The following is a 19,857-nucleotide window of genomic DNA, read 5'->3' as shown; positions in this document are numbered from 1 at the left end:
TCATATTAAGATAGTTGGGATTTGCTTGCAGTGCTAACTAAAAACTACTTCCCTAAGTCCTATGTCAGACCTTTACGTTTCCTGGTCAGATTATCACCATAAAATTGAACAATTAGCAGTTAAGATTTATCAATCAGGTTGGCAATTTAACCAAATAGTCTGTCTTGCTAGAGGAGGATTACGAGTAGGAGATATTCTCTCCCGAATCTATGATCTACCGTTAGCAATTTTATCTACATCATCTTACAACGGTGCGGGTAAACAGGAAAGGGGCGGTTTGATAGTTTCCCCTCATTTAACCATGACTACTGAGCGTTTAGGTTCGCGGATTCTTTTGGTAGATGATTTAGTAGATTCGGGTATCACTCTAAAAGAAACTATTCCTTGGTTAAAAGAATATAGCCAGGTTGCGATTGAAGAAATCCGTACTGCGGTAATTTGGTATAAAGATTGTTCTGTAATTGTTCCGGATTACTACGCTGATTATTTACCGGATAATCCTTGGATTCATCAACCTTTTGAAATCTATGAACATATAACCCCGGAGGAGTTGGCGGAAAAAGTAAGTCAGCTTTGTTGATACTATGACTTAATCGTAAAGCGATCGCCTAAACCTTTGAGTGTCATATTTTGGGCGATCGCATCATGGGGTATCAACACATAAACCCAAGGTTTACCATTATGTTTTAACATATAATCAGAAGCATATTTACACCATTGAACCGCTACATTTTTCTTAGCAACCACTTGAGGATCGTCTATTTCATCTCGGTTTTTGGGTTCAAGCATATAGATCATTTCTGTTGTTTCTGCCACAAAATCAGGTTGATATTCTAAATAATCTCCCTCCCATTTGTAATAAATCTGAAATTGTCCCCTTGCTGGTTTAAACCATTTGATTGCATCTCGTTCCAAAATTATAGATAATACCCTTTCTGCTTCTGATTGAAATTTTTGTTCTTGATAAAGGCATTTATCAAAACCTGTAAACAGATATTTGGACATCTTGCTTTTATCAGCAGGTGAGATTCTATAATCTAAATAATTTTTGGCATTTGTGGTATAAGCACTTTCTTTTAAAGTTGTAAAACCCTTACTGATTTTTACTTCATAATTAACATTATCTTCCCAGAAATGTTGTTGCATCTGGTTATGAACAAGATTAGCAATTTCAACTTGATGAAAATATAAAACTTTATGTGTATCTTCTTCTGTTAGGTAGGTGAGAAAATGCTCAACAACTTGACCTGCTAAATCATAAAGCAAATCAGCATTTTCATCATAACAGATATCATCAAAATTGACTAGATTTTCCACAATATAGTTTTCTAATCGAGATTCTGGAAAATTGTCTGTTTTGATTTCTAAAGATGTAGAATCATCCGTTGCTAAAGATTGAATATATAATTCTTTTTTGGAAGGAACAGGATAATTTAAACCTGTCACATCTAAAGCAAAAGACCTAAATCCTGATTTTACCTCTCCTTGAGGAACAATCAAAATTTTGGGAATATCAATAGTTTGCTGAATGACTAAATTAGTTGTTTTAGCCACAATAGATGCAATATCTGGTGGTGTAATTACACCTGCTATTTCTAATTGTTCTGGACGATATTCTTTAGCTACAGCTTCCCGCACCATTGATTGAACTTTTGGTGTTGCAAGATAGGATATTGTTGGTACTTTATCAGGCTGATTTTCTAACTTTTGAATTTCTTGATAAGTCAAATTTGCAATCTTTTGTTCTACGGGAGATGCAAATATAGAAGTTTGAATATTTTGGGTTTCTGTTTCTGTAACAGTTGTATTTTCTTCTGTATTTTGTTCTCTATTATCCTCAAAGTGATCTTCATTTTTTGGTTCTGTTGTAATTCCCAAAGTTTGGGCAAGTTTTGACTGTGAAATTACTGTTTTCTTTTTCTCTTCTAACTCTTCAGGTGTAAGAATAATTTGTTGCAATCTAATTTCTGATTCGGGACGTTTTGCTTCTTCCACAATTTCTTGAAATTTGTCATGGGCAACAATATTTAAACGATCTACAATAGTGATACCTGTGCGTTTTCCATAGGGTAAACGTAATCCTCTACCGATAGATTGTTTAATTAAAATTTCCGAATTTGCGGCTCTTAATGGGACAATTGTATAAAGGTTAGTCACATCCCAACCTTCCTTTAACATATTCACATGAATAACTATTTCTGTTGGTTCATCTGGATGTTCTACTTTTAGCAATCTTTCCACCATTTCATCTTCTTGAGCGCCTGTTTTACTAGAATCAACTTGTATGACTTTATCCTGATAAAATCCTTCTGCAAATTCATCAGATTTAATCAATTCTAACAGTTGTGAAGCATGGTTAGTATCACGGGCAATTACCAGCATAAAAGGTTTAACAATTGGCTTTCCTGTGAGGATAGAATAAGCTTTTAATTCAGCTTTAATATTTTCATGTAAATAAATTCCATCTTCTAATTTGATTCTTTCAATTGCTGCTGATGATAAACTGGCAGGATTAAAATCTTTACGAGTCACAACCGCAGGATCTTTCACAAAACCATCTCTAATGGCTTTTCCTAAAGAATATTCATAGATAATATTTTGAAAATAAACTGTTTTTTTACTGGTTTCTACTGAAGGCGTAGCGGTGAGTTCTAAACCTATTAATGGTTTTAATTCATTAATTGCTCTAATTCCTGCTGATGCTCGATATCGGTGGGATTCATCCATTAAAATTACCAAGTCTTTTAACTGGGAAAGATAATCAAAATAGCTTTCACCAATATATTCAGATAATCTTTTGATTTTCGGACTTTTACCACCGCGCACTTCTGAGTTGATTTTTGAAATATTAAAAATATTGATTTTGCAGGGAATTTGTGGATCTAAAATTGTTCTTGCATTGGTTTCATAGTTATCACCTGTGATAATTACTGGTGACTGAATCGCAAATTCAGAAATCCCTGTAAATACATATTTTGGTGTATTGGGTGTAAAATCATTAATCAGCTTATTATAAATAGTCAGGTTGGGAGCTAAAACAAAGAAATTCTTTATATTATATGCTAGATTCAGATAACTAATAAAAGCACCCATTAATCGTGTTTTACCTACACCTGTTGCTAGTGCAAAACACAGTGAAGGAAATTCACGCTCAAAATTAGTAACTGTGGGGAATTGTTGATTAATTTTTGCTAAACTTGTTTCTAGATCAGATTGTTCATTGATAGGCAAAATTTCACAAACCCGATCTAAAATTTCTAATGATTGTCTTTGTGGAGGGCGCAGACTGAGACGATTAGCAATGTTATTAACGATGTTATTCATAGTATGTTATCCATCTAAAATAGTGATTGTTGTATATGCTGTTGTTGTGGTTTATGTGGTGATGGTTTTTCAATTTCCGGGGGTGCTTTAGGCAGATTTTTGATATCAAGACTGTAATCATCATGTCCCCATTCACAACGGGAAAGTATTTGTTTAGGAATTTTTTTGATTGTCAGATTTGGGAATATATCAACTTTGCCACGAAAGGCACTACATAATATAAGTAAAGTGCTTTCTTGTCCTACTTCATCAGAGAGTTTAGATAATTGTTCATGGCTGAGATTTTGGGTAGTGACATAAATAAAATCTCGTTCTGTAGAATATCCATGTTGCCAATAAAATGTATCTGATGGTGCATAAGTGAAGCCTTCAAGTTTGCAGAGTGCTTCGGCTAACATGGCGGGGTTATATTCTTTATTAATCACCCAGTTACCCCATTTATCTTTTTCTAATAATGATGGTGCAAGGCGATAGTAACGAAAACCACCGCCACCTTTCCAGTTAAAAGTTTCGGTAATACCTCCTTTGTCTTCTCCATCAATCACTTTTTTGAGTCGGGGAATGATATGGGTATGACAATGTTCTCCTAGTTCAATCATGATCCAGCGTCTTCCCATTTTGTGCGCTACTGCGCCTGTTGTTCCTGAACCTGCAAAGGAATCTAATACTAAATCACCAGGATTTGTTGCAATTTCTAAAACTCGCTGTATTAATCCTTCTGGTTTGGGAGTAATAAAATCATCTGCAAGAGAAGAACTACCTAATACAGCACGAATTTCTTTTCTAGCAGCATCAGTATGACTTGCATATTCGTGCAACCAAAGTGTTTGCGGTACAGTTCCCTGATTTTTGAGCAAATGTTTATATCTTTTGTAAGCTGGTGTACTTGATAAACCATCTTTTCCCCAATAAACAAGGTTATCTCTAATATTTTGTTCATGTGTTTCTTTTGAATAACGCCAAACGGAAGTTTTCTTAGGATATATTTCTTCCCCAGTATTTGGTTGAATTATTGGGTAATAAAGATTTGGTCTTTCTTCAGAGCTTTTATTGCACGTATAATTATCAATACGAAAAACTCCTTTTTCATCTGTATATCGGTATTGGCGATCTTTTTCTTCTGTTCTTTTTAAAAGATTGCGTTGCCAAGACTCGCTCTTTCTATAAACCAGTATATGATCGTGCATTGGTGCAATAGTCTTGTGATCATTAGCAACTGCATATTTCTTTTGCCAAACAACATTAGCCACAAAATTTGCACGTCCAAAAATTTCATCACACATTACTTTTAAATAATGTGCTTCATTATCATCAATGGTAATCCACAAAGAACCATCTTCTGATAACAAATTACGAATAATTTCTAACCTATCTCTCATTAAAGAAAGCCAGATAGAATGCTCAACGCCATCATCATAATGTTCAAAAGCCGAACCTGTATTATAGGGAGGATCAATAAAAATACATTTAACTTTTCCTGTAAATTCCTGTTCTAAAGCCTTGAGAGCTAATAAGTTATCCCCAAAAATTAAGCAATTATCAAAAATATCATTTTCACTGACTCGATGGGCAGCATGATAAGATTTTTCAGCCTCTTCTAATAAAATTCGCGGTTCTAATTTGGGGCGAATTTCTTTACCTATCCATGTTAATTCTAGTCTCTGTTTTTTAGTCATAATTAGGGTTTGCTTTTATGGCAAATTAAATTTTAAAATTTGATTTTATATTTTAATATTATAACCCATTGGTTAATTTTTGTCATTAATTTGCTCACAATTAAATCAAAATTTATATAGTTAAATTTGAGTAAACTTTTGTAGGTTGGGTTGAACGAAGTGAAACCCAACATTAGGAGGAGATTGTCCGGTGTTGTGTTGGGTTTTCTCAACCCAACCTACAGTCTAATTCTTGCATTACTTTACTCGTTAATTGTTGAACATCGGTTAAACTCCTAAAAATAGCAAGATAGCCTTTTTCATCACTAGCAAACTGAGATTCAGCGAGAGTATAAATTAACTCTGCAAGTTCTATACCAACATTGGAAAGCTCAGTCATATCATCTTGAGATAAATTAACCTCTGGTTTATTGATTAAAGGTTTATAACGTCTTGATAAAACATTCAATATAAATAATCTACCATGTTGATAGAAATTTTTTCTTCTAGTTTCTGTTTCTGCTTTGCGAGAATTTTCAAAAATCTGATCAAGATATTCAAATATACGCACATAACGACAAAGTGTAATTCCTGAAAGTTCATTACTAAAAAGTGTAGAATAATGATCCTTATACAAAAGATTTAAATTTTTCTTAGCTGCAACAATTATTTCAGCATTACCACTAAAACAAGCAAGAGCAATTGCAGCTTGTTCAATGGTGATAGCATCTTGATTATCTGCTGATGGACGATATTGATAAACAATATTTGATACCATACATTCTTGCCGCAACCGTTCTTGATTTGGATCTAATGCTGCAAAATAAATATCACGGACTGTATTTTGTGTATTTCTCGCTTTGGTAATTTCTATACCTATTGTATCTGATTGTGTGCCTACTTCAATGATAGTAACTAATAATTTTGCATTGGGAGATATTGCACCATTGGCATTAAATACAGATGCGATAGATCCCACTGTTTGCGCTCCATTGACTACAGAAAAACCCTCTAAAGTAAATTTAGTTGATTCCTGTTTATGTCCAGGTGGTAAAATAACTTTTGTACAAGTAATAGTTAATCCATTATTTAGATAAAAAAGTTCTGATGGTTGTTCTTTGACAGTTTCAGCAATCGCTAAGTTAACATCTTGTGTACCCAGGTAATAACGAATATTTTTCTCAAATAATAATTTATGATGCTGGTTGTATAAATCTGCCAGTTCAGCAGCATTGACTAATCCATAAAAGGCTTTTCTTGGCTGTTCTAAACAATGCCAGTTTTCTAAGGTCAATTTAACTTCAATAGGTGCATTTTCTTGTTTTGTTGTCAACCATCCATAAATCTTTTCTATATTCAAATCTTGCCATTGAAAACGCGCATCAAATTTATTGAGTTCATCTTGCAGTTGATTGAGATCATTAACTACATGAGTTCCCAAACTACTATCTAAATATATATTACAACCAACTATTTTCACTCCATTTCTGTCTAAGGCATCTTCAACATCATGCTGTAAGCGTGAAAAACTGGAATTAAATTTTTGAAACCGTTTATGGACAAGATCCCTAATTCCATCACAAAATTTTTTATTATCTCCCATGTTGGGAGCATTTCCCGCCTTAGCTTGTATTAACCAAAGTCGGTTATTAGTTCGATCAAAATAAACCGCATCAATACCATTATCATTTTCGCCATTGATAATTGAGTTAGCAGCATCAGTAAGAATAGCATCAGCAAGATTAGCTATAGCAAATGCAGCTAAAGAACGACTCAAACGGTTTTCTTCATGTTGTTTTGCTGTCCAATTTCTCTGAAGTTGAGGAATAATAGGAAAATAATCCTGCTTTAGCACTTCAATAATTTGAGTTTTTTGGGCTTTACTATTCGGCTTAGACATTTTTCGACATTGAGCGATCGCTAGTAGGGGAGTTTTTAATACATCATCCCAGAATAGGGTACAGATGGTATACCTACCTTCAAAACAACCACAACCAAATCGGCAAAGTAACCAACAATACCATAACCCCCACTGCTAAAGTAGTCACAGCCAAATCACGATCTAAATCAAAGGTTTCCGCTAATACCACAGTAGCAAAAGCCGGAGGCATGGCCATTTGCAAAACTACTACCTGTGCTGCTTCTCCAGTCACACCAAAAAACCGTAAACTACTACCTAAAACCAAAGGCACTAATAACATTTTGATAAAAATACTAATTGCTGCTGGTTTGAGTTTGTACAAAGAACCCAGATGCGCCAATCTCATACCAATTAAAATCAAGGATAATGCTAAAGCAACCCAAGCTAATGTATTTAAGCTAAATTCTATCAGTGGCGGAATACTAACTTGGCGAAATAATAACCCAAAACCAAAACTCCACAGGGCAGGATTAATTAATATGGCTTTAGCCATTTGTTGATGATTTTGGGCGGTGTTGCTAAAACGGGCTGCTAGTAATACACCTAAACCATAAGCACCGAATAAAGTCCCTAATAAATCGTAAAATAAAGCCCAGGCGAAGTATTCTTTGCCGACCATTGCTAAAGTGATAGGAAAGCCCAGATAACCAGTGTTACCTACCATTGAAGCTAAAATTAAACTACCTTGGGTTGAGGGTTGGGGGTGAGAATTTGTCAAATAGGCTTGACCTTTGATCACCAACCACGCTAAAAATGCTCCTAGTAAAATAGCTAAATAGGCGATCGCCGGAGCAATCCAAATCTGTCCTGATAGATCGGTTTGTCTTAAAAAAGCAACAATGCTGATCGGTACTCCTACCCAAAACAAAAATTGACCCAAACGAGTAGGAAATATGGCAGGTAATTTGCGTCCCAGGATAACTCCTACCAGGACTAATCCTCCCAATTTGACGTATAGTTCTAAAAGATTTATCAAGATTTTGCTGAAAAATAGATATGTAAAATAATACCTATTACGTTGATTTTTTTAGTGAGACTTTGTGATTAAATGTCAGCATTCAGCTAACAGTAGTCAGCAGTCAGCTTTTTCCAGGGTACTTCCAAACTCACATTTGATAATCTACTGATTGATCAAACATTCCCATCTGTACTTCCTGACTCATGACTCCTGAATTGTTACGTTTAAATGTTATACCTTATTTACCAATCTAAAATATAAAATATAAAATATAAAATCTAAAATCTAAAATCTAAAATCCAAAATCTAAAATCCAAAATCTTATATTAAACAGGAGTGGACTCTTGAAAAACGCTGGATTTGCAGGAAAACCCCAAAACTCATCACCATCACCAGGTGATGATATTCCAGCAGCTTTGCGCGATACTCCTGATAGTGAATCTCAGATGCGCGTACAACCGCTGGTTTTAATGATTGGGGGAATAGTCGGATTTATGGTGATGGCTGTAGGTAGTGGTTTTTTATTTTTTATTACAGCACCTAAAAATAATGCTGATTCTCAATCAACACCTGTTGTTTCTACACCTACACCAATCAAAACTCCAGCAGTTAACAATGATGTAGTGTTGGGACATTTGGCTTATCCTGAAGCACCAGAGTCAGAATTGTTACCAATTACAGCCGATGGACGGATTAGATTGCGACAAGCAGCCGCCCAAAGATTTCAAGCTATGGCACAAGCAGCACGTAGCGCAGGTGTAATTTTAGTACCTATTTCTGGTTTTCGTTCCGTGAAAGAACAGGAACAATTATTTTTTACTATTGGCGCTCAACGAAATCAAACTCCTGCGGAAAGAGCAGCATTGAGCGCCCCTCCTGGTCATAGTGAACATCATACAGGCTATGCAGTAGATATAGGAGATGGAGCAGTACCAGCAACAAATTTACAAACTAATTTTGAGAATACCAAAGCTTATCAATGGCTACAAGCTAACGCTGCTCGTTTTGGTTTTGAATTGTCCTTTCCTCAAGGTAACTCTCAAGGTGTGAGTTACGAACCTTGGCACTGGCGTTTTGTAGGCGATCGCCATAGTTTAGAAACTTTCTACAAAGCCAGAAATGTCAAACCAGTACAGTAGGCAGGGGAAGCAGGGGAAGAAACGGGAATAACCCACCCAATCACCAATCACCAATCACCAATCACCAGTCACTTGCTATAAATAGTATTGGGTTTGAATAACAAAAATATATTCATATATAGTTTAGGGATAGAGGGCGTTGTAGTTCGCCCTGTCGGGGTTATTCCCGACAAACGAAAGGCATGAGATATTTGTCTATGTTTTTTGGGACTATGTGATGGTTATTGCTAGGTTTTTATTTATGAATAATCCACTTTATGAACAGGATTTTGTTCTCTGGACAGAACAACAAGCAAAAACTATTGAAAATAAAGCCTTAGATGCCATTGACTGGGTGCATATTCAAGAGGAGATATCAGCCTTGGGGCGTAGTGAAAAACAAGCATTACAAAATCGCTTAGAAGTTTTACTAGAACATTTATTAAAACGGTGTTATGTAAATAGTGTTTATGATAATCGTGGTTGGGAATTAACCATTAAGGAACAGAGAAAGCAAATTCGACGTTTAGTAAAAGTCTCACCCAGTTTAAAAAACTATTTTACAGAAATTTTCCCAGAAACATGGGAAGATGCTTTATCAGATGTTCAAGATATCTATCCCAGTATTGTTTTTCCTGAAAACTGTCCTTTTCCCGAAGATATAGATAGTTTATTAACTCATTCTTTTTGGGAATAACTAAAAAATTCCCAATTCCCAATTCCCAATTCCCAATTCCCAATTCCCAATTCCCAATTCCCAATTCCCAATTCCCAATTCCCAATTCTCTCATGTTCACAGATATAGAAAACCACTGGGCAAAAGCATCTATTGTCATTGCTGCGGCCAAAAATATTCTCAAAGGTTATCCAGATGGAACATTTCGCCCCGATGCACCTGTTACCCGTGCGGAATTTGCAGCCATTGTGTATACAGGTTTACCCAAAAATTCCTCTTCTCGCCCAGCAATTCAATTTACAGATGTACCTGCTAATCATTGGGCAGTAAATGCGATCGCCTCAGCATATCAAACAGGTTATCTCTCAGGATATCCCAATCGTACCTTTAAACCTAATCAAGCAATTCCCCGTGTACAAGCATTAACAGCTTTAGTTTCTGGGTTAGGTTATCAAGTCACAGGAGATGCGATCGCCACCTTAAAAAAATATTACAATGATTTTGGGCAAATTCCCAGTTATGCCATGAATGCGATCGCTGCTGCCACACAAAAACGCATCGTTGTTAACTACCCAGACATCCAACGTTTACAACCCAACATCAACGCCACCAGAGGCGAAATAGCAGCCTTTATTTGTCAAGTCTTAGAAATTTCTACTGTACCTTACAAATATATTCCCGGTTTAGAATTATTTGTGATTCCACCACAATTTGATAATGCTGATCCTTTTGTGGCAGAATTGGTAAGAGTACAGAAAGATAATCAATGGGGTTATATTGACAAAAGCGGAAAATTTATCATTCCTCCAACCTTAAAAGAAGCAAACACTTTTTCCGAAGGATTAGCATTATTTAGGAATCAGTAATTAGCTTTCAGCTTTCAGGTTGAAAAGAATTATAGTATGTCTTGAAAATCTAAAATCCAAAATCTAAAATCTAAAATTAAATTATGGAAATTCGTGGAACTTGGCTTACTATCACAAATAGCAACGTATTCAACAAAAGAGAACATATCCAAAAAGCAATGGAACTTCTCGCCAAAACAGGATTTAACGTTGTTTTTCCTGTTGTTTGGAATAACGGTTTAACCACCTATCGTAGTCAAGTAATGAAAAAACTAATAAACATCGAAATCAACCCTCGCTTTCAAGATAAAAATCGATATCCTTTACAAGAAATAATTGACGAAGCCAAAAAAGTAGATATTGCCGTTATTCCTTGGTTTGAATATGGTTTTATAAGTTCTTATTTAGCCAAAGGAGGAAAAATTCTAGAAAAACAAAAAGATTGGGCAGCCCGTGATATATTTGGAAATGACTTAGTTAAAAATGATTTTTATTGGTTAAATTCCCTAGATATTCAAGTTCAAGAATTTCTATTAAGTTTATTTTTAGAAGTTATTAAAAAATATGACATTGCTGGTATTCAAGGAGATGATCACTTTATTGCTTTACCCAGTGAAGGAGGTTATGATGCCAAAACTGTTGCCAGATATAAACAAGAATTTCAGAGTCAACCCCCAAATAACTTTAAAGATCCCGAATGGATAAAATGGAGAGCAGATATCCTTTCCCATTTTTTCAATCGTTTTCACAGAGAAATAATTAAAGTCAATCCCGACTTAATCATTTCCATGTCTCCCAGTGTTTTTCGTTGGGGTTATGAAAACTATTTACAAGATTCACTCACCTGGGTTAACTGGCGATTAGTAGATTTAATACATCCCCAAGTTTATAGAGAAGATATTAAAGCTTATCAATCGGAAATTACCCGAATTTCTCAATCACAATTTACCCAAGAACAACTATCACAACTAATTCCAGGTATTACTATTTATAGAAAAAAACCATATTATATGATTAAACCAGAAGAATTAATTACCGCCATAGAAACTAACCGAAAACTCGGTATTCAAGGGGAAATTTTATTTTTCTATGAAGGTTTAACGCAAAATGATGAGCTTTTAGCCAAAACACTGCAATCTACTGTTTATTCTCAAGCACCAGGAAAATTTGATATCAAAGAAATTAAAAATAAAAATAGCGTTTTTACCCAACAAAGACTAAATCCCTATAATTACGTCAATCTATCTACTAATAAAGAAATTGAACCAGATCCCCAGTTTTCATTAAATTTATTTGATAGAATTGAGGCTTTTTCTCAAGGTATAGCCGCAGTTAGAATTGGTGAAAAATGGGGTTATATTGATAAACAAGGTAAGCTAATAGGGCGCATTGAATATGATAGTGCTGCACCATTTTCCGAAGGATCAGCAGTAGTGAAACTTAAAGATAAATACGGTTTTATTGATATGAATGGCAACCGTATTACAGATATCAAATTTGATGATGCAGTATCTTTTGCTGAAAACATGGCAGCCGTAAAAATAGGTAATGGTTGGGGATATGTAGCCAAAACAATTGATGGAAAAGGACAATTTACAATTCCTGCAAAATTTGTAGAAGCCAAATCATTTTCTCACAATCTAGCAGCAGTCAAAATACCAGAAACGAATAAATGGGGATATATTGATAATAGTAATAGAACTATCATTCCCTTTAATTTCGATGATGCCGATAGTTTTGCAAATGGTGTAGCCGCAGTGAAAGTTGGTAATCAATGGGGATATATTAATCAAACTGGTTACTTTGTGATCCAGCCACAATTTGAAGAAGTGGGTATTTTTGCAGAAGAATTAGCACCTGCAAAAATTAACGGCAAATGGGGATATATTAATAAATTGGCTGAGTTTAAAATTTACCCAGAATTTGATTTTGCAAAACCTTTTTCTCAGGGTTTAGCATTAGTGAATGTGGGTGGTAAATGGGGATATATTAGTAGGTGACTGGGGACTGGGGACTGGGGACTGGTGACTGGTGACTGGGGACTGGTGACTGGGGACTGGTGACTGGGGACTGGTGACTGGTGACTGGTGACTGGGTAATCAATTTTATGTTTTCTAATCAACTATTCCCAATTACCAATTCCCAATTACCAATTCCCAATTCCCAATTCCCAATTCCCAATTATCTATCACCTTTTTTATACTTTCCTGGATACTTGCGGGCAAAATAATCCTCCATGATTTCCAGAATCATGGGTGCGGCCACACTACCACCACCACCACCAGAATGTTCACCAAAAGCCACAACCAAGATTTCTGGTTGATCAGCAGGTGCATAAGCACCAAACCAAGCATGATTTTGTTTGATGCCACGACGATTCCAAGCTTCTGCTGTACCGCTTTTACCAGCTACTGGGGGAATATTTGGTTGATTCAAAACTTTACCCGTACCCTCAGATACCACTTTTCGCAATCCCTCACGGAGAACTTTAATAGTTACTGGTTTCATATTTAAAGATGAACGCCATTTTTTAGCATCCCCATCGTCTTTAAGCAGATGTGGCTGGACTCGATAACCACCATTAGCCGGTACAGCAAACATTACAGCCACTTGTAGAGGCGTGCTTAATAAAGCACCTTGGCCAATGGTCATATTAATAGTATCGCCTATAGTCCAAGGCATTTTCCAGGCTTTGCGCTTCCAGTTATCATCAGGAACTAAACCTCTAGATTCTTCTGTAACAAAATCAAAACCAGTTTTTTCACCAAAGCCATATTTACGAGTCCATTCAATCAAAGTCGGACCACCTATACCTTTACCAATTTGATAAAAGAAAGTATCACTACTCCATTGCATTGCGCCTACAAAACCTAATGGACCAAATCCCGCATGATTCCACTCTCCAAATCTTGTGCCACCGATCACCAAATAAGGATAGGTTGGTAGAATCACATTAGGAGAAAATTTCCCTGATTCTATCGCTGCTGTGTTGGTAACAATTTTAAAGGTACTAGCCGGGGGAAAAGCACTTAAAGCCCGATTAACTAGAGGATATCCTTCACCTTGCACACTTTCCCAATCTTTTTGAGAGAGTTTTTGTTTAGAAAAAATATTCGGGTCAAAGGTTGGATGGGATACCATCGCTAAAACTTCACCATTGTTAGGGTTAAGTGCTACGATTGCCCCATTACGTCTACCTAAAGCTTTTTCCGCTGCTTTTTGGATATTTAAATCTATAGATAAGTGTAAATCATTACCAGCTTTTGCCTGTTTTTCTCCCAACACTCGCAACGGTCTACCAGCACCATCTACTTCTACTTGCTGGCCTCCCCATTCACCTCTGAGGGTTTTTTCATGGGCTTTTTCGACACCCATTTGGCCAATGACATCACCGAGACGATAGCCTTCTGATTTGCGTTTTTTTAGCTGTTCTGCTGTGAGTTCGCGGGTATAACCGAGTATATGGGCTAATTGTCTACCATCAGGATAATAACGTACAGCTTCAGTATTGATTTCTACATTTGGTAATTCGTTTTCATATTCCTTTAAGGCTGTGACTTGGGCTTCATTTAAGTCACGAGCAATGCGAATCAGAGAAGAAGAATTAGCTCCAGCTTTTTCTAGTTTCTGTTCCATTTCCTCTTGCGGAATATCGAGGATTTGGGACAGACGCGGACCGACAATTGACCACGATGGCTTAGTATGTGCCATTGGCCACAGGTGAACAGAGTGAGGATAACGAGTAGTAGCTAACAGTTTGCCATTACGGTCAAAAATGTTGCCTCTTTCCGGTTGTTTGGGAATCATGCGAATCCGGTTAGACTCTGCCCTTTGCCGGAGTTTTGGACCTTCAATGATTTGTAAATAAGCTAAACGAGCGCCTATCCCCGATATCATCAGCAAAATGAATAGTATTAAAAATAGTGACTGGGAACCACGCCCAACTGTGCGGGTATTTTTTTGATAACTCAGTAGTGGTGGTAATATAGCCATAAGATTAATAAAGAAGTATGAAATTTATATTATCTGTAAACAATGCTTTTAGTCGCTATCCGGCATCGAGTTCAAAACAATGGCAAGTATTGGGTTTATATTTTTAATAAGTATATAGTGTTCCGATTTGATTTATAAATTTTCCGTGGAGGCAGGGAATAGGGAATAGGGAATAGGGAATAGGGTTTTAGATGATTTGGGTGTACGGAGTTTTTTCAAAAATCAAATAGGAGTCCTATATTTTTAATAAGTATATTTTTAATAAGTATATTTTTAATAAGGGTGTTGTTGCCAGATACAATAAGCAAAAGTCTGATTTGTAGTCTATTTCATAGCCTACATAGCTAACCAGGTTTCACAAAATCAAGGCATTCTACTGAAGACTATGGCTCAAACTGTGATGCAAACTCAGAGGAGTGTAACCAATTTCCAGCCGCTTGATGTTGAACTGCGGAACGTATTCAAGTTTTTCAACCAAGAACCAGCAGTACATGGTGTGGACTTAGATGTGAGACAGGGAGAGTTCTTTAGTATTTTAGGACCCTCTGGTTGTGGTAAGACAACCATCTTACGGTTAATTGCTGGCTTTGAAAGAGTGGACGCAGGCAAGTTGTTGATTCAAGGCAAGTCCATGACTCATGTACCTCCTTACCAAAGACCTGTGAATACTGTATTTCAAAGCTATGCTCTGTTTAATCACTTGAATGTGTGGGAAAACATTGCTTTTGGACTGCGGTTAAAAAAATTATCTCCATCAGAAATTAATAGCAGAGTCACGGAAGCTTTAAAGCTGGTGAAAATGGAAGGTTTGCGATCGCGCTTTCCTTCTCAGCTTTCTGGTGGTCAACAACAACGAGTTGCTTTAGCTAGAGCTTTGGTTAACCGTCCCGCTGTCTTACTCTTAGATGAACCTTTGGGAGCTTTAGATTTAAAACTGCGGAAGGAAATGCAGGTTGAGTTATGCAACATCCATAAAGAGTTAGGATTAACTTTTATTATGGTGACTCACGATCAGGAGGAAGCACTCAGTTTATCTGATCGGATCGCGGTGATGAATCAGGGCAAAATTGAACAAGTTGGTACTCCTCGCGCCATTTACGAACGTCCCGAAACAGCTTTTGTTGCAGATTTTATTGGTGATACCAATTTATTTAGCGGCGAAATTACTGCCATTGATGCCGAGTATGTTAAGGTTTTGACTAAAACCGGATTTTCTATTGTTGCTGCTCGTACAAAAGATACACACTGGGAATTATTACAGGCGGTAGTTTTAAGTGTGCGTCCTGAAAAAATTCAGATTTCTCTTTATCATCCCAATCTACCCACAAATTGCTTTGAAGGTCGGTTAGTTAATATCATGTATTTGGGTACTCATGTTAATTATGTCGTGGAATTAGCTAATGGCATCAATGTTAATGTTTTACAACCTAATACCTTTGGTAGTTTACCAGACCGGAATACACCTATTTACATTTGGTGGGCAGAAACTGACTGTTTAGCTATTAGTCAAACATCAAAGGTGAATTAAGACTAAACCATGATGATGAAAATAACCAGGAGAAGGGAATTTATTAAAACAATGGCGTTGCTTTCTAGCTTGTCTTTAAGTAGTTGTGGCTGGAGATTAGCTAATGTCAGCGCCAATAATTATACTGGTTCAGTTTCTGGGAAAAGTGATGAATTGTATTTATATACATGGAGTCAATATACTGATCAAGAATTACTATCTACTTTCACTACCCAAACCGGCATCAAGGTTTTGGCAGATGTGTTTGATTCTAACGATGTGATGCTGGCTAAACTCCAAGCTGGAGGAGGTGCTAGTTATAGCGTTATCTATCCATCTGATTATATGGTACAGAAGATGGTAGAAAAAAATTTGTTAGCAGAAATTAATCACGCACTTTTAATAGGGTTAGAAAATTTATTTCCTCAATTTCAGAATCCTACTTATGACCCTAATAACCGTTATAGTTTACCTTTTAATTGGGGAACAACGGGATTTATCTATAACTCGGAAAATCTAAAAACTCCCCCTGAAGATTGGGAGTATCTTTGGCAAAATCAAGAGCAACTTTATAAACGGATGACTTTACTAAATGATGTCCGGGAGGTGATGGGAGCAACATTAAAAATGCTCGGTTATTCTTATAATTCCCAAAATGCCACAGAAATTAAAGCAGCCTATGAAAAATTGCGGTCTTTAAAACCAGCGATCGCCGCTTTTGATACTGATGCTTGGCAAAACCAAATATTGGCAGGAGATTTATTATTAGCTATGTGTTATTCTGCCGATGGCGTGAAGATATCCAAGGAAAATCCTAAACTTAAATATGTAATTCCTCGCAGTGGTTCTTCTCTCTGGACAGATACTATTGTTATTCCCAAAACAGCGCCTAATATTCCTGGTACTTATAGTTGGATTAACTTCCTTCTGCAACCTGATGTAGCTGCCGAAATCAGCAAAAGATTGAAAATTGCTACTCCTAATCGCGCAGGATTTGAACAATTACCAAAAGAAATTCAAAATAATACTAGCTTATTTCCTCCAGAATCAATTTTAAATAAATGTGAACGCCTCACTCCTGTAGGTGATTTTGAAGCAGTTTATGAGCGATATTGGACTCAATTACTAGCATAACATACCTAAAATAATGGCTGTTAACTGATTTTTTGCAATTACCAATTACCAATTACCAGCCCAAACAGATAATATAGAAAGAAGATAGAAAATTTAAGATCGCAAATTGGTATCAGGCTGTGTCTATTCAACTTCCTAAATCTCCCGTAGCATCCCCTAGCAATATTGCTAAAAAACCACCACAATTATATCGTCATTTTGTCCAATGGTTGCCTCCTTTATCCTTACTTGCACCATCAGGGATTTGGTTATTACTGTTGTTATTGCTGCCAACATTGATAATTTTGCAATTGAGTTTAGTTAAGGATATCAGACCAGGTGATCTTGTCAATCCTAATGGATTGGATAACTATCTTCGTATTTTAGAACCGCTGTATTTACGAGTTATCTTCAATTCCCTGTTTTTGGCAATTAATACGACAATTATTTGTTTAATTGTGGGTTTTCCAGTAGCTTATTGGATTGCCCAAATGTCACCAAAACGGTGGCGAACTTTATTATTATTAGGCTTTGTTTTGCCTTTATGGACTTCTTCTTTACTACGTTCTTATGCTTGGATTACTATTCTCCGTCCTACTGGATTATTAAATAGTTTACTTACCAGTATAGGTTTACCAGCTTTGGAATTGTTGAACCGAACTCCAGCAGTTTTAATTGGCATGAGTTACAGTTTATTACCCTATATGGTTTTAGTATTGTATGCTTCTTTAGAAAAATTAGATCGACGTTTATTAGAAGCTGCTGCTGATTTGGGTGCAAACCCAGTACAAACTTTTTTGAAAGTGACAGTACCCCAAGTTTTTCCCGGTATTGCTGCTGGTTCTTTGTTGGTATTTATTACAGCATTGGGAGATTTTATTGATCCAGAATTATTGGGTGGTGCTTCCAGTATGACTGCTGCAAGGTTGGTTTATAATCAGTTTCTCGGTGCTACTCAAAATTGGGGTTTTGGTTCAGCTTTGAGTATGACTTTGATTTTGGTGGTGAGTATTGCCTTAGCGGTAGCTTACCGTTCGCGCAGCGTGCCGAAGGCATAGGTATCGCCCTGGTGATTAAATTTGGTATTTAGTTTCAATCACAAAAATATAGTCAAATATAGTCAAACATAGTCAATTACCAATTACCCATTACCCAAAGTCATTACACATAAAAACAAAGCCTCAGTCCATTCAACCACAGCACCGTAAGTATCTCCAGTGTGTCCACCCAGCTTATAGTTAAACCAACCAGGGACTAACAGAGCGATCGCACTACCCCCCAACACCATAAATACAGATAACAATAGATTTTGGGAATTAACAACCCAAACTAAAATACTCAAACCCAACAATAAAAACCAACTCGGTAAAATATCTGCATAAGAACGAATTGCCTGTTTATGAAATGCACCTTTACCAGTAGGTTTCAGATAGGGATATCGCAAAATCGCTACTTGTTGTCCCCAACGTCCCCAACCACAGGCCGCCATTAAGATTAAATAACGGTTTTCCGAAATATCCATTAAAGCTGCGGTTTTCAACAACAAAATAGCGATCGCTACCATTGCCCCAAAAGCACCAGTAGCACTATCAGCCATTACCTGTAACCTCTTTTCAGGATCACCTACTGCTAAACCATCAGCAGTATCCATTGCACCATCTAAATGTAAACCACCCGTAATTGCGATCCAGGTGACAACCACCAAAGCAGTCCGAGTTAATACGGGGATATGTAAGTAATTAAAAATGAAATCTAATAAACCTAAGATTCCCCCGATCATCAAACCCACAACCGGAGCAAAAACAGCAACATTGCCAAAATCCAAGCCTGAGATGTAGGGTAAAGGAATAGATGTGTAAAATATAATAGAGGCTATTACCTGTAATAATTTATCTTGACAAACTTGCCATAGTTGAAAAATATATACCATAGCGAAAACTCAACTTCAGAGGAGAATAGAAACTGACTGTAAAAAGTTAGAGGAAATTGAGTAGTTTCCATAGACGATCGCTATGTAAAGTTGATATTTTGTAAATATAGGGTTTTGTCCAGTGAAAAAGCTAGGCATTGACTTTTCATCTGTGTTGTCACTCACCTTCCCTCAATCGCTAATACTCTATGAGTTATCATCTACCCAATATCAAAATACCAGCCCCGTGTATTGTCAACACCGGCGTAATTGTAAATAAACTCGACATCCGCAGACTCTTAACAGATTTAGGTCGAGTTCACTACATCTACAGCCAAGAGAACAAGCTACTGAGCGAAGGTGATGGGGATGTGATGGAAGTATTTGCCCATCCGCAAAGGTCTACAATAGTTGCTAACAACGCTCTGTATCTGAATATAGATAGTTTTGACTATCTAGAACTACAACAATCACCTGAACAAGAAACATACTTTGATTTATTCCAAGAAGAGTTTTGTTTGCGTCTGATTCCACTCTCTACACCTTTACAAGAAAGATGCGATCGCCAATTTAACGCCGGTGCAATAGAAGCAATGATGGATCAGGTGTTATCCGCTCGATGGGATGCGGAAATTGATGACGATTGCTCTGATTGTTTCTAACTCCGAAATATAATATACCCACTAGGACTGTAATACATAGCAGGGTCTCACCGATACAAAAAAGCTAACTAATGCTAACAAAAGTTGGCTTTTTCTTCCTGTTTCACCCTAGCAGTGTCGGCACTATCTAGTCCACAGGCTAACACGATCAATCTGACCGCTTCTTGTTTTAAATT

Annotated in this window: 15 protein-coding genes; 9 read left to right on the top strand and 6 right to left on the bottom strand. The window is 36.6% G+C overall.

Annotation, left to right across the window (positions count from 1 at the left end; all coding sequences use genetic code 11):
- The first annotated feature begins 61 nt into the window (after window positions 1–61).
- Window positions 62–580 (top strand): phosphoribosyltransferase, encoded by a 519-nt coding sequence (locus FFR48_RS08195; protein WP_137667028.1) that lies wholly within the window; start codon window positions 62–64, stop codon window positions 578–580.
- Between the two features lie 2 nt (window positions 581–582).
- On the opposite strand, the gene FFR48_RS08190 is transcribed toward FFR48_RS08195, so the two are convergent.
- The 4 genes from FFR48_RS08190 to FFR48_RS08175 all read right to left on the bottom strand — a co-directional run bounded on the left by FFR48_RS08190 (window position 583) and on the right by FFR48_RS08175 (window position 7,876).
- Window positions 583–3,324, bottom strand: coding sequence for a DEAD/DEAH box helicase (locus FFR48_RS08190; RefSeq protein WP_137667027.1), 2,742 nt, complete (start codon window positions 3,322–3,324; stop codon window positions 583–585).
- Between the two features lie 14 nt (window positions 3,325–3,338).
- Window positions 3,339–5,000 (bottom strand): site-specific DNA-methyltransferase, encoded by a 1,662-nt coding sequence (locus FFR48_RS08185; protein ID WP_137667026.1) that lies wholly within the window; start codon window positions 4,998–5,000, stop codon window positions 3,339–3,341.
- Between the two features lie 208 nt (window positions 5,001–5,208).
- Window positions 5,209–6,879, bottom strand: a complete 1,671-nt coding sequence (locus FFR48_RS08180) for an AIPR family protein (RefSeq protein WP_137667025.1) — start codon at window positions 6,877–6,879, stop codon at window positions 5,209–5,211.
- A gap of 79 nt (window positions 6,880–6,958) precedes the next feature.
- A complete protein-coding gene (locus FFR48_RS08175; protein ID WP_137667024.1) occupies window positions 6,959–7,876 on the bottom strand; it encodes an AEC family transporter in 918 nt (305 codons plus the stop codon).
- Between the two features lie 326 nt (window positions 7,877–8,202).
- Here FFR48_RS08175 and FFR48_RS08170 point away from each other — a divergent pair, with 326 nt between their 5' ends.
- The 4 genes from FFR48_RS08170 (at window position 8,203) to FFR48_RS08155 (ending at window position 12,497) form a co-directional block, all read left to right on the top strand.
- Complete coding sequence (locus tag FFR48_RS08170; RefSeq protein WP_096564896.1) at window positions 8,203–8,997, top strand: M15 family metallopeptidase; 795 nt, start codon at window positions 8,203–8,205, stop codon at window positions 8,995–8,997.
- A 241-nt stretch (window positions 8,998–9,238) separates the two neighbouring features.
- A complete protein-coding gene (locus FFR48_RS08165; RefSeq protein ID WP_137667023.1) occupies window positions 9,239–9,673 on the top strand; it encodes a DUF29 domain-containing protein in 435 nt (144 codons plus the stop codon).
- Between the two features lie 92 nt (window positions 9,674–9,765).
- On the top strand, window positions 9,766–10,518 hold the full coding sequence (locus FFR48_RS08160) for an S-layer homology domain-containing protein (RefSeq protein WP_137667022.1): 753 nt from the start codon (window positions 9,766–9,768) through the stop codon (window positions 10,516–10,518).
- An 83-nt stretch (window positions 10,519–10,601) separates the two neighbouring features.
- On the top strand, window positions 10,602–12,497 hold the full coding sequence (locus tag FFR48_RS08155; RefSeq protein ID WP_137667021.1) for a WG repeat-containing protein: 1,896 nt from the start codon (window positions 10,602–10,604) through the stop codon (window positions 12,495–12,497).
- Between the two features lie 181 nt (window positions 12,498–12,678).
- Here the strand turns inward: FFR48_RS08155 and mrdA are convergent, their stop codons facing one another.
- Window positions 12,679–14,490 (bottom strand): penicillin-binding protein 2, encoded by a 1,812-nt coding sequence (gene mrdA / locus FFR48_RS08150; protein ID WP_137667020.1) that lies wholly within the window; start codon window positions 14,488–14,490, stop codon window positions 12,679–12,681.
- A gap of 385 nt (window positions 14,491–14,875) precedes the next feature.
- On the opposite strand from mrdA, the gene FFR48_RS08145 reads away from it, so the two are divergent.
- From FFR48_RS08145 to FFR48_RS08135, 3 genes are all read left to right on the top strand, one after another.
- Window positions 14,876–16,018: an ABC transporter ATP-binding protein gene (locus FFR48_RS08145; RefSeq protein ID WP_137667019.1), complete on the top strand. Its 1,143-nt coding sequence runs from the start codon at window positions 14,876–14,878 to the stop codon at window positions 16,016–16,018.
- Window positions 16,019–16,039: 21 nt separating this feature from the next.
- Complete coding sequence (locus FFR48_RS08140; RefSeq protein ID WP_137667034.1) at window positions 16,040–17,131, top strand: polyamine ABC transporter substrate-binding protein; 1,092 nt, start codon at window positions 16,040–16,042, stop codon at window positions 17,129–17,131.
- 119 nt (window positions 17,132–17,250) lie between these two features.
- Window positions 17,251–18,168, top strand: coding sequence for an ABC transporter permease (locus FFR48_RS08135; protein ID WP_137667018.1), 918 nt, complete (start codon window positions 17,251–17,253; stop codon window positions 18,166–18,168).
- An 83-nt stretch (window positions 18,169–18,251) separates the two neighbouring features.
- On the opposite strand, the gene cobS is transcribed toward FFR48_RS08135, so the two are convergent.
- The gene (gene cobS / locus FFR48_RS08130; protein ID WP_137667017.1) at window positions 18,252–19,040 is read right to left on the bottom strand and encodes an adenosylcobinamide-GDP ribazoletransferase; all 789 of its coding nucleotides are present in this window, start codon (window positions 19,038–19,040) and stop codon (window positions 18,252–18,254) included.
- 188 nt (window positions 19,041–19,228) lie between these two features.
- Between cobS and FFR48_RS08125 the strand changes: the two genes are divergently transcribed.
- Window positions 19,229–19,681, top strand: a complete 453-nt coding sequence (locus tag FFR48_RS08125; RefSeq protein WP_096564911.1) for a hypothetical protein — start codon at window positions 19,229–19,231, stop codon at window positions 19,679–19,681.
- The last annotated feature ends 176 nt before the right edge of the window (window positions 19,682–19,857 follow it).

Origin of the sequence: Sphaerospermopsis reniformis (assembly GCF_005402885.1) — a bacterium.
GTDB lineage: Bacteria > Cyanobacteriota > Cyanobacteriia > Cyanobacteriales > Nostocaceae > Sphaerospermopsis > Sphaerospermopsis kisseleviana.
Note: the sequence above shows the minus strand (reverse complement) of the source record. Positions and strands in the feature narration are given on the sequence as shown.

Excerpts from the sequence above, each read along its gene's own strand:
- FFR48_RS08190 (WP_137667027.1), bottom strand. The coding sequence starts at position 3,324 with ATGAATAACATCGTTAATAACATTGCTAATCGTCTCAGTCTGCGCCCT.
- FFR48_RS08125 (WP_096564911.1), top strand. The coding sequence starts at position 19,229 with ATGAGTTATCATCTACCCAATATCAAAATACCAGCCCCGTGTATTGTC.
- mrdA (WP_137667020.1), bottom strand. The coding sequence starts at position 14,490 with ATGGCTATATTACCACCACTACTGAGTTATCAAAAAAATACCCGCACA.
- cobS (WP_137667017.1), bottom strand. The coding sequence starts at position 19,040 with ATGGTATATATTTTTCAACTATGGCAAGTTTGTCAAGATAAATTATTA.
- FFR48_RS08145 (WP_137667019.1), top strand. The coding sequence starts at position 14,876 with ATGGCTCAAACTGTGATGCAAACTCAGAGGAGTGTAACCAATTTCCAG.
- FFR48_RS08155 (WP_137667021.1), top strand. The coding sequence starts at position 10,602 with ATGGAAATTCGTGGAACTTGGCTTACTATCACAAATAGCAACGTATTC.
- FFR48_RS08180 (WP_137667025.1), bottom strand. The coding sequence starts at position 6,879 with ATGTCTAAGCCGAATAGTAAAGCCCAAAAAACTCAAATTATTGAAGTG.
- FFR48_RS08195 (WP_137667028.1), top strand. The coding sequence starts at position 62 with ATGTCAGACCTTTACGTTTCCTGGTCAGATTATCACCATAAAATTGAA.
- FFR48_RS08160 (WP_137667022.1), top strand. The coding sequence starts at position 9,766 with ATGTTCACAGATATAGAAAACCACTGGGCAAAAGCATCTATTGTCATT.
- FFR48_RS08185 (WP_137667026.1), bottom strand. The coding sequence starts at position 5,000 with ATGACTAAAAAACAGAGACTAGAATTAACATGGATAGGTAAAGAAATT.
- FFR48_RS08165 (WP_137667023.1), top strand. The coding sequence starts at position 9,239 with ATGAATAATCCACTTTATGAACAGGATTTTGTTCTCTGGACAGAACAA.